We start from the raw sequence: 10,517 nt of genomic DNA, 5'->3' as shown, positions 1-10,517 counted from the left end.
ATCAACGCGGCCGGTTCGCTCCCCGGCGACCTGCACAAACTCTGGCGGGCCCGCTCCAGCGACCAGTACCACGTCGAGTACGGCTACTCCTGCATGGGGTACGAGATCCCCGCTGCGATCGGCGTGATGCTCGCCGCCCCCGGCCGCCCGGTCTGGGCGATGGTCGGCGACGGTACGTATCTGATGAACCCGACCGAGATCGTCACCGCCGTCCAGGAGCGGCTGCCGCTGAAGATGGTCCTGCTCCAGAACCACGGCTACGCCTCGATCGGCGGGCTCTCCGAGTCGGTCGGCTCCGAGCGCTTCGGCACCGCCTACCGCTTCAGGGCCGGTGACGCGACATACACCGGCGCCCCGCTGCCGGTCGATCTCGCCGCCAACGCGGCCTCGCTCGGGATGCGGGTGATCCGCGCCAAGACCATCCGTGACCTGCGCGAAGCGCTCGCCGAGGCGCGTACGGCGGAGGGCCCCACATGTGTCTATGTGGAGACCGAAACGGCAGACACTGTGTCGGGCGTCCCCCCGGCGCAGGCGTGGTGGGATGTTCCTGTGGCCGGTACCGCGACCCGTGAGTCGGCCGTCAGGGCACGCGAGGAGTACGACCGGCACATCAAGGCCCGGCGCCGTCATCTGTGAAGGAGCACGCATTGAAGACCGTCAACCACTGGATCGGTGGCAAGACCGTCGAGGGCGCTTCCGGCAACTGGGGCCAGGTCACCGACCCGGCGACCGGCGCCGTCACCACGCGGGTCGCGCTGGCGTCCGCCGAGGAGGTGGACGCCGCGGTCGGCGCGGCCAGGGCCGCGTACGCGACCTGGGGTACGTCGTCGCTCTCCCAGCGGACCGGCATCCTCTTCCAGTACCGCGCGCTGCTCGACGCGCGCCGTGACGACATCGCCGCGCTGATCACCGCCGAGCACGGCAAGGTGCACTCGGACGCGCTCGGCGAGGTCGCGCGCGGGCTGGAGATCGTCGAGCTGGCCTGCGGGATCACCACCCAGCTCAAGGGCGAGCTGTCCACCCAGGTCTCCAGCAAGGTCGACGTCTCCTCGATCCGCCAGCCGCTGGGTGTCGTCGCCGGCATCACGCCCTTCAACTTCCCGGCGATGGTGCCGATGTGGATGTTCCCGCTGGCCGTCGCCTGCGGCAACACCTTCGTACTGAAGCCGAGCGAGAAGGACCCCTCGGCCGCGAACCTCCTCGCCGAGCTGGCCTCGGAGGCGGGGCTGCCCGACGGCGTGCTGAACGTCGTGCACGGCGACAAGGTCGCCGTCGACTCGCTCCTCGCCCACCCGGACGTGGCCGCCGTCTCGTTCGTCGGCTCCACGCCGATCGCCCGCCACATCCACGCGACCGCTTCCGCCAACGGCAAGCGCGTCCAGGCGCTCGGCGGCGCCAAGAACCACATGCTGGTCCTCCCCGACGCGGATCTCGACGCGGCAGCCGACGCCGCGGTCTCCGCCGCGTACGGCTCGGCCGGTGAGCGCTGCATGTCCATCTCGGCGCTCGTCGCCGTGGGCGCGATCGGCGACGAACTCGTGGCGAAGATCCGCGAGCGCGCGCAGAAGATCACCATCGGCCCCGGCGACGACCCGGCCTCCGAGATGGGCCCGCTCATCACCAGGGCGCACCGCGACAAGGTCGCCTCGTACGTCACGGGCGCGGCGGCCCAGGGCGCCGATGTCGTGCTGGACGGTACGGGCCACACGGTGAAGGGGTACGAGGAAGGCCACTGGATCGGCCTGTCCCTGCTGGACAACGTCTCCACCGACTCGGACGCGTACCGCGACGAGATCTTCGGCCCGGTGCTGGTCGTGCTGCGGGTGGAGACGTACGAGGAGGGCATCGCGCTCATCAACGCCTCGCCGTACGGCAACGGCACCGCGATCTTCACCCGCGACGGCGGCGCGGCCCGCCGCTTCCAGTTGGAGGTCGAGGCGGGCATGGTCGGTGTGAACGTGCCGATCCCGGTGCCGGTCGGCTACCACTCCTTCGGCGGCTGGAAGGACTCGCTCTTCGGCGACCACCACATCTACGGCAACGACGGGGTGCACTTCTACACCCGCGGCAAGGTCGTCACCACGCGCTGGCCCGACCCGGCCGACACCCCGGCGGGCGTCGACCTGGGCTTCCCGCGCAACCACTGAACGCCCTGGCCCCGACTGCCCGGACAAGCCCGGACTGCCCGGACAAGCCCCGACCGCCCAGACAGCCGCAGGAAGCTCGCGGCCCCAGGCCCGTACGACGTCCGCCGTCGTACGGGCCGCGGTCGTTCCCCGTACCGGCCGTTCAACTCCCTTACTACTGCTCGGCGTTTGTGATCTGTGACCCACGACACTCTCTTTTTCTGTGTGCGGCGACGGTTTCTCCTCCGGCGGCTGGTCTTGATAGCGACCGAACCAGACCAGCAGTGCGGAGTCCCCGATGTTCAGTACCTTCCAGACCGCCGTCGTCACCGGTGCCGGCCGCGGCTTCGGGCGCGCGATCGCCGCCGCCCTCGTCGCCGCCGGCACCGGAGTTGTCGGTATCGCTCGCAACGAGCAGGAGCTGCTCGCCGTACGCGAAGAGCTCGGCGCGGGCTTCACACCCGTCGTCGCCGATGCCACCGACGAGGCGCTCGCGCACGACGTGATCCGCGAACACCGTCCCGCGCTGCTCGTCCTCAACGCCGGGGCCGTGCCGCACATGGCACCCGTCCAGGAGCAGACCTGGGAAACCTTCAGCCATAACTGGCACGTCGACACCAGGCACGTCTTCACCTGGACCCGGGCGGCGCTGCTGGAGCCGCTGGCGCCGGGCAGCGTGGTCGTCTCCATGTCCAGCGGAGCCGCCCTCTTCGGCTCTCCGCTCAGCGGCGGATACGCCAGCGCCAAGGGCGCCATCCGCTACATCCGGGGGTACGCGGCCGAGGAGGCGCAGCGGGCGGGCCTCGGTATCCGGTTCCACGCGCTGCTGCCGAACCTGACCCCGGCCGGCGGCGTCGGCCTGGTCGGGATCGACGGTTACGCCGCGCGCCAGGGCGTCGACCGTGACACCTTCGTCGCGGGCCGGGATCAGCCGGTCCTCACCGCTGAGCAGGTCGCCAAGGCCGTCATGGAAGTGGCCCAGGATCCCGGTGGCGACGCGGAGTACCGGGTCGAGGGTGCCGGACTGCAACCGATCGGCTGAGTCACAGCGACAGCCGCCGCCACCGCCACCGCCGCCGCCCAGCGCGGACATCGCCGCACCCCAGGAGAGGCCGCAATGCCGTCGGACGCCGAATTCGCTGTTCTGTCCGAGCCGTTCAGGCCGGAGCTGCTCGCTCACTGCTACCGGATGCTCGGCTCGATCCATGACGCCGAGGACTGCGTGCAGGAGACCTACCTGCGGGCGTGGCGCGGGTTCGACAGGTTCGAGCACCGCTCCTCGGTGCGGCGGTGGCTGTACAAGATCGCCACCATGGCCTGCCTGACCGCCCTGGAGACACGCTCCCGGCGGCCACTCCCGTCAGGGCTTGCCGCACCTTCGGACGATCACCGGGTCGCCATGGCCGCTCGCGAGCCGTCGGTGGCGTGGCTCCAGCCGGCTCCCGACGCGCTGCTCGGCGTCGACGACCCGGCGGTTGTCGTGGCCCGGAGGACCGGGGTGCGGCTCGCGTTCGTCGCCGCACTGCAGTTGCTGTCCGCGCGGCAGCGGGCCGTGCTGACGTTGCGCGACGTGCTGGCGTTCCGGACGGCCGAGGTCGCCGGCATCCTGGACACCACGACCGCGGCCGTCGACAGCGCGCTGCGCCGCGCGCGGGCCCGGCTGGCCGAGGCAGGACCGGTCCGGGACGACCTGGCCGAGCCGGACGAGGAGACCCGGCGAACCCTCCTCGACGGCTATGTCGACGCGTTCACCCGGGCCGACCCCGATGCGCTGGTGCGACTGCTGCGGGCGGACGTCGAGATGGAGATGCCGCCGACCCCGACGTGGTTCACCGGCCGCCCGGCCGTCGTCGGCTTCCTGGCCAACCGGGTGCTGCGCAGGGACACCTGGCGCCTGGTGCCCACCCGTGCCAACGGTCAGCCCGCCCTCGTCGTCCACCGGCGCGCGGCCGGGGGCGGGTACGAGGCGTACGGCGTCCAGGTACTGACCCTGATCGGGGACCGGATCGCCCGCATCACGGCGTTCAACGACCCGGGCCTGGTACCGACGTTCGGTCCCGCCTCGGCCTGGGCGACTCGGGCCGGCGATTGATCGGGTCGGCGATTAATCGGGTCGCGGTCCGGAGCGCGCCGCAGCACGCTGTACGCATGTCAGAACCGACGCGCCGGATCCGCGCGCTGCACACCGCTTCCACCCTCACCGTCTACCAGGCCTACCCGCCGCACATCGGCCTGCCCGCCGCCCGCGACGGCCGGTTTCCCGCCGCCTGGAAGCGGGACCGGATGACCTGGATCAAGCCGTCGTTCCTCTGGATGATGTATCGCTGCGGGTGGGGCGCCAAGGAGGGCCAGGAGACCGTGCTCGCCGTGGAGATCGCCAGGGACGGTTTCGACTGGGCGCTCGGCCACTCCTGCCTGTCGCACCACGACCGTGCCGTGCACGCCGACGAGGCCTCCTGGAAAAGGGAGTTGAAGCGCGCCCCGGCCCGGGTGCAGTGGGACCCCGAGCGCGATCTGCGGCTCGGCCCACTGCCGTACCGCTCGCTCCAACTCGGTCTCGCGGGCGAGGCCTCGCGGCGGTACGCGGACGAGTGGACCGTCTCGATCAGGGACGTGACACCGCTCGCGCACCGGATCCACGCACTGGTGGCCGCCGGCGACCTGACCACCGCCGCCGGGCTGCTGCCCGAGGAGACACCGTACGAGGCGAGCTGACCGGGCCGCGCCGCCGGCGCCCCGCCGGCCCGGTCGCGCCGCTGTTCCCCGTACGCGGCGTACCGCGCCTGCTGTACGGGGGCGGCCCCGCGTACTACCCGAGGAGGCGGCGGAGTTCAGACCGGTGACGGCGTCGTCCGGGGCATGGCCCGTTTAGGGTTCAATCATGGAGACCCGAAACCCCCGCCGGCCCCGGCCGCACGCACGATGGCTCGCGGTCGCCGCTGCCGCCGCCGTGCTTGTCGGCGCAGGGACGTGGACCGCAGTCGCGTCGGACGGCGACCCGCCCGCCGTGCACCAGCAGAACCAGGTGCTCCAGATGCCGGGCGCCCGGATCGACACCTCGTACTTCACCGCGGGCAGCGGCGGCCGCCGTCCCGCCGTGCTGATCGGCCACGGCTTCGGCGGCGACAAGGACGATGTGGCCGCCCAGGCCGAGAAGCTGGCGCGCGACGGATACGCGGTGCTCACCTGGTCGGCGCGCGGCTTCGGCAAGTCCACCGGGAAGATCGGGCTGAACGACCCGGACTACGAGGTCAAGGACGTCTCCCGGCTGATCGACTGGCTGGCGAAACGCCCCGAGGTCAAGCTCGACAAGGCGGGCGATCCCCGGGTCGGGGTCACGGGCGCCTCGTACGGCGGGGCCATCTCGCTCCTCGCCGCCGGGTACGACAAGCGCGTCGACGCGATCGCCCCGCAGATCACCTACTGGAACCTCGCCGACTCGCTCTTCCCCGACGGGGTCTTCAAGAAGCTCTGGGCCGGGATCTTCTTCTCCTCCGGCGGCGGCTGCGCGAACTTCGAGAAGCAGCTCTGCGCGATGTACCAGCGGGTCGCCGTCGCCGGGAAACCGGACGCGGCCGCCCGCCAACTGCTCGCCGAACGCAGCCCGTCGGTGGTCGGCAGCCATATCGATGTGCCCGCGCTGATCGTGCAGGGCCAGACCGACTCGCTCTTCCCGCTCGGCCAGGCCGACGCCATGGCGAAGACGATCAGCCACAACGGCGCGCCCGTGGACGTCGACTGGATGGCCGGCGGGCACGACGGCGGGGACCAGGAGTCCGACCGGGTGCAGAGCCGGATCTCCACCTGGTTCGACCGCTACCTGAAGAACGACAAGAGCGCCGACACCGGGCCCGCCTTCCGCGTCAGCCGCAGCGGCGGCGTCGACTCCACCGACGGGCAGGCCCTGCTGCGGGGCGCGGACAGTGACCGCTACCCGGGGCTTGAGAGCGGCTCGACGACTGTTCCGCTCACCGGTGGTGAGCAGACGTTCGAGAACCCGGCGGGTGCCAGCCCGCCCGCCATCTCCGCCGTGCCGGGCCTGGGCGGCGGCCTCGGCGGAGGCGGCGGCGTCGACTCCGGCGGTGGCTCCGGCGGGGGAGGGCTCGCCCAGTTGTCATCGGTGGGCATCGGGCTCTCGCTCGATTTCCCCGGGCAGAACGCGCACTTCGACTCGGCTCCGCTGAGCAGGCCCGTCACCATCACGGGGTCGCCGAAGGTCCGCGTCAAGGTCACCTCCAGCAGCGGCGAGGCCGTGCTCTTCGGCAAGGTGTACGACATCGGCCCCGGCGGCACCCAGCAGGTCCTGCCCTCCCAGCTCGTCACGCCCATCAGGGTCGAGGACGCGCGGGCCGGCAGAACCGTCGAGCTGACCATGCCCGCCGTCGACCATCAGGTCCAGGCCGGGCACCGGCTGCGGGTGGTCCTCGCGGCCACCGACCTCGGCTACGCCTCACCCGCCGCCCCGGCCACCTACCGGGTCGCGCTGGACGGTACGGGCGGGCTCACCGTACCGACCGTGCCCGCCCTCACCTCCGGGTCGACCGGGCTGCCCTGGTGGGTGTGGGGGCTGCCGGCCATCGGCGCCCTGATCGCCGCCGCGCTGCTGCTCACGGCGCGGCGCCGCACCAACGCGCCGGTCCCGGACCCCGGACTAGCCGAAGTGCCGCTCCAGATCACGGATCTGTCGAAGCGGTACGCGAACTCCGCCGACCGGTACGCCGTCCGCGACCTCACCTTCCGGGTCGAGAAGGGACAGGTGCTCGGTCTGCTCGGCCCGAACGGCGCGGGCAAGACCACCACCCTGCGCATGCTGATGGGCCTGATCACCCCCGACGCCGGTGAGATCCGGGTCTTCGGGCACGCCATCAGGCCGGGCGCGCCGGTGCTCTCCCGCGTCGGTTCGTTCGTCGAGGGCGCCGGATTCCTGCCCCATCTCTCGGGGCGCGCCAACCTGGAGCTGTACTGGGCGGCCACCGGGCGGCCCGCCGAGGACTCCCGGATCGAGGAGGCGCTGGTGATCGCGGGGCTCGGCGACGCGCTCAGCCGGGCCGTTCGCACCTACTCGCAGGGCATGCGGCAACGGCTCGCCATCGCGCAGGCCATGCTCGGCCTGCCGGACCTGCTGATCCTGGACGAGCCGACCAACGGCCTGGACCCGCCCCAGATCCGGGAGATGCGGGACGTGATGATCCGGTACGCGGCCGGCGGCAGGACCGTCATCGTCTCCAGTCACCTCCTCTCCGAGGTCGAGCAGACCTGTACGCATCTGGTGGTCATGCACCGGGGGCAGCTCGTCCAGGCAGGACCGGTCGCCGAGATCACCGGCGGCGGTGACACGCTGCTCGTCACGACGGCCGAGCGGGTGTCCGACCCCGTCGTCGACAAGGTGTCGGCGCTGCCGGGCATCGGCTCCGCCATCCGTACGGACGACGGTCTGCTCGTCCAGCTCGAAGGCGCCAGCACCAACAGCCTGATCACCGAGCTGATCCGGCTCGATGTGCCGCTGACGGGTGTCGGTCCGCACCGCCGCCTGGAGGACGCGTTCCTCACCCTCATCGCAGGAGGCTCCGAATGAGCGCGCTGATCGAATCGGCCCCCGGCTACGGGCCGGGGCGCACCCTGCCGCTCCGGGTCGAGCTGGTGCGTCAGCTCAAGCGCAGGCGGACGCTGGCGATGGGGGTGGTGCTGGCCGTACTGCCCTTCGTGCTGATCGTGGCCTTCGCGGTCGGCGGCACCCCCGGCAGCAGGAGCGGCCGGGTGACGCTGATGGACACGGCGACCGCCTCGGCCGCCAACTTCGCCGCCACCTCCCTCTTCGTCTCGGCGGGTTTCCTGCTGGTCGTACCGGTCGCGCTGTTCTGCGGGGACACCGTGGCGTCCGAGGCGAGCTGGGCTTCGCTGCGCTATCTGCTGGCCGCGCCGGTGCCGCGCGGCCGGCTTCTGCTCAGCAAGCTGACGGTGGCTCTCGGGATGAGCGCCGCGGCGATGGTGCTGCTCCCGCTCGTCGCGCTCGCGGCCGGCACCGCGGCCTACGGCTGGGGTCCGCTGGAACTGCCCACGGGCGGTGCGCTGTCCACCTCGGACGCCGTGCCGAGGCTCGCTCTTGTGGTCGCCTTCGTTTTCGTCTCCCAACTGGTCACCGCGGGGCTCGCCTTCTGGCTCTCCACCAAGACCGACGCCCCGCTGGGCGCGGTCGGCGGAGCGGTCGGCCTCACGATCATCGGCAATGTGCTCGACCAGGTGGAAGCGCTCGGGACATGGCGCGACTTCCTGCCCGCGCACTGGCAGTTCGCCTGGGCCGACGCGCTCCAGCCGCAGTTGGAGTGGGGCGGCATGCTGAAGGGCTCGGCGGTCTCGGTGGCGTATGCGCTGGTCCTCTTCGCCCTGGCCTTCCGGGGTTTCTCGCGCAAGGACATCGTGTCGTAGGCACCGCAACCCGGAGCGCGCCCCGGAGCGCGACCGGCGACACCGCGTGGCGCGACACCGCCGCGCCACGCCGCTCAGATCCAGCCACGCCGAGCCGCTTCCACACCCGCCCGGAAGCGGCTCGGCGTGCCGAGAGCGGCGAGCAGGGCCCCGATCCGGCGGCTGTAGGTACGGCTCGACATACTCAGCCGCGCCGCGGCGGCCTCGTCGGTGAGCCCGGCCGCCAACGCCTCCAGCACCAGCCGCAGATGCTCGGGCACGACGCCGGGGGCCGGGTCGGGGCTCGCGTACAGGTCCTCACCGCTCTCCCACGCCGACTCATGGATTCTGACCAGCGCACGGACGACCACGGGATCCCGGATCAGCAGCAAGCCGTTGTAGTGCAGCAGGAGATCGAGCGGGACGGCGGCGACCGTCCGGTCCACGACGATCATCTTGAACGGGATGGACTCCGTCTGTCTCGCCAGGCCCGGAAACTGCCGGGGCACGCGATACGGAACAGTGGCCGGTCCGTCCCTGGGCACGATCCGCCGCACGGCGACCTCGGTCTCGTCCACCGAGCGCACGGGGACCTCGGCGAAGTCGAGGAAGGTCTCCGGAATCCCCTGCCCCAGGCCACCCCCCGGATCGTCGAAGATGAGGATCTCCTCGACGGCGGAGCGGATCAGCGTCGTCAGCGTAGCCATCACCTGCCGTATCTCCCGGATCGCCAGACCCGGCGGATGGGGTGAGTCCACCACGTCCTCCCCTAGGCACCGTCGGACACATCCCGCCTGGCTCGCGGCGCCCGGTACGCACACTCGCCGCTTCGTCGCGTACCGGCACGGAACCCGAAACGTCAGCCACGGCTGACCACCCCCGTCATCCCGTCGACGCCGCATGCCACTCCATGTACTCACATGATTGCGCACCGTGACAAGCGCCTGTTCAGGGAGTGGCGCCTGTTCGCCACTGAACGCCGCCCGTACCACGGAGGCGACGCGTCAGTCGTCAAAACCCCGCGAGGGGCGGCCTCTTCGTACGAGAGGATGACCGCATGGCCATAGCCCTGCTCGCTCTCGCGGTGATCTCCACGGGCCTCTACGCGGGGTTCATGCTGATCTTCCTGACCGGCATCATGCCGGCCCTGGCCCGCCTGACGGACGACCAGTTCGTGGTGGCCATGCGCAGGATCAACGAGTACGTGCCGCGCCCGGTCTTCATCCTCGTCTTCCTCGCCGAGATCGCGTTCCCCGCCGCCGCGCTCGCCGTGGCGGTCGACGGACGCACGGACACCGAGCGGTGGCTGCTGCTGGCGGGTCTTGTGTGCGCCGTCCTGAACCATCTCGTCACCGTCGGCGGCAACATCCCGCTCAACAACGCCCTCGCCGCCTCGGAGTCCACACCGGGGGTCGAGGCCCGCGCCGCCTTCGAGGGGCGCTGGAACCGGCTCCACCTCGTACGGACGCTGCTCGCGGTGGCCGCCTTCGCGCTGCTGGTCGCCTCCGCGCTGTCCTGAGCGTTCCGGGTCCTCAACCGGGCCCGGGCCCGGGCGCCCACCCGCGCGCGAACGCGACAGGGCCCGCAGACCGGCCCACCCCCGTAAGGCTGGTCAGCGGGCTCTGGGTCTCAGGCTGCCGCGCCGGGTCACGCTGACGCCCGGGTCAGGTGGCGCAGCCGGATCTCGCGCAGCGCCTGCTGTTCGGCGGCCATCGTGCGCAGGCCGATCGCCTGCCGTCGCGCGTCGACGCCCTCCGGGTCCAGGATCGGATGGGGGCGGCCCAGCGGCGAGTACTTGGTGCCGTACGCCTGCGGCTGACCCAGCGCCACCGCGCAGTGGTCGGCGGCGTAGGCGCCGTGGATCGGGGAGCAGAGCCCGAGACCGACCGCCTCGGCGATCAGGTCCCGGCAGGTGAGCTGGAACGGCAGGTCGTCGGCGTGCAGCAGGATCATCAGGGCGGCGGTGGAGGCGTCGGCGCCGACGAG

At 71.7% G+C, this 10,517-nt stretch carries 8 protein-coding genes and 2 pseudogenes; 8 read left to right on the top strand and 2 right to left on the bottom strand.

Annotated features, from left to right (window positions below):
- The 7 genes and pseudogenes from QR77_RS11970 to QR77_RS11940 form a co-directional block, all read left to right on the top strand.
- Positions 1–636: thiamine pyrophosphate-dependent enzyme (locus QR77_RS11970; RefSeq protein WP_040021546.1), on the top strand; the 636-nt coding region annotated here is incomplete at its 5' end.
- Between the two features lie 11 nt (positions 637–647).
- Positions 648–2,147 (top strand): CoA-acylating methylmalonate-semialdehyde dehydrogenase, encoded by a 1,500-nt coding sequence (locus QR77_RS11965; protein WP_040021544.1) that lies wholly within the window; start codon positions 648–650, stop codon positions 2,145–2,147.
- 277 nt (positions 2,148–2,424) lie between these two features.
- The gene (locus QR77_RS11960; protein WP_040021543.1) at positions 2,425–3,168 is read left to right on the top strand and encodes an SDR family oxidoreductase; all 744 of its coding nucleotides are present in this window, start codon (positions 2,425–2,427) and stop codon (positions 3,166–3,168) included.
- Between the two features lie 69 nt (positions 3,169–3,237).
- A pseudogene (locus QR77_RS11955) lies at positions 3,238–4,218 on the top strand (RNA polymerase subunit sigma-70); the annotation flags it as partial.
- Between the two features lie 56 nt (positions 4,219–4,274).
- On the top strand, positions 4,275–4,841 hold the full coding sequence (locus QR77_RS11950) for a DUF4291 domain-containing protein (protein ID WP_040021539.1): 567 nt from the start codon (positions 4,275–4,277) through the stop codon (positions 4,839–4,841).
- 166 nt (positions 4,842–5,007) lie between these two features.
- Complete coding sequence (locus QR77_RS11945) at positions 5,008–7,701, top strand: alpha/beta fold hydrolase (RefSeq protein WP_078876621.1); 2,694 nt, start codon at positions 5,008–5,010, stop codon at positions 7,699–7,701.
- Positions 7,698–8,552, top strand: coding sequence for an ABC transporter permease (locus tag QR77_RS11940; protein WP_040021536.1), 855 nt, complete (start codon positions 7,698–7,700; stop codon positions 8,550–8,552). The genes QR77_RS11945 and QR77_RS11940 overlap by 4 nt, the downstream gene beginning before the upstream one ends.
- Before the next feature lie 74 nt (positions 8,553–8,626).
- Here QR77_RS11940 and QR77_RS11935 read toward each other — a convergent pair whose 3' ends face one another.
- Positions 8,627–9,289 (bottom strand): DNA-binding response regulator, encoded by a 663-nt coding sequence (locus tag QR77_RS11935; RefSeq protein ID WP_236710608.1) that lies wholly within the window; start codon positions 9,287–9,289, stop codon positions 8,627–8,629.
- A gap of 299 nt (positions 9,290–9,588) precedes the next feature.
- On the opposite strand from QR77_RS11935, the gene QR77_RS11930 reads away from it, so the two are divergent.
- Positions 9,589–10,050 carry an anthrone oxygenase family protein gene (locus QR77_RS11930; protein WP_040021535.1) on the top strand — a complete coding sequence of 154 codons (462 nt, stop codon included), beginning with the start codon at positions 9,589–9,591 and terminating at the stop codon, positions 10,048–10,050.
- A 128-nt stretch (positions 10,051–10,178) separates the two neighbouring features.
- Here QR77_RS11930 and QR77_RS11925 read toward each other — a convergent pair.
- Positions 10,179–10,517, bottom strand: a pseudogene (locus QR77_RS11925) (hypothetical protein); the annotation flags it as partial.

This window comes from Streptomyces sp. 150FB, from assembly GCF_000818195.1.
Lineage (GTDB): Bacteria > Actinomycetota > Actinomycetes > Streptomycetales > Streptomycetaceae > Streptomyces.
Note: the sequence above shows the minus strand (reverse complement) of the source record. Positions and strands in the feature narration are given on the sequence as shown.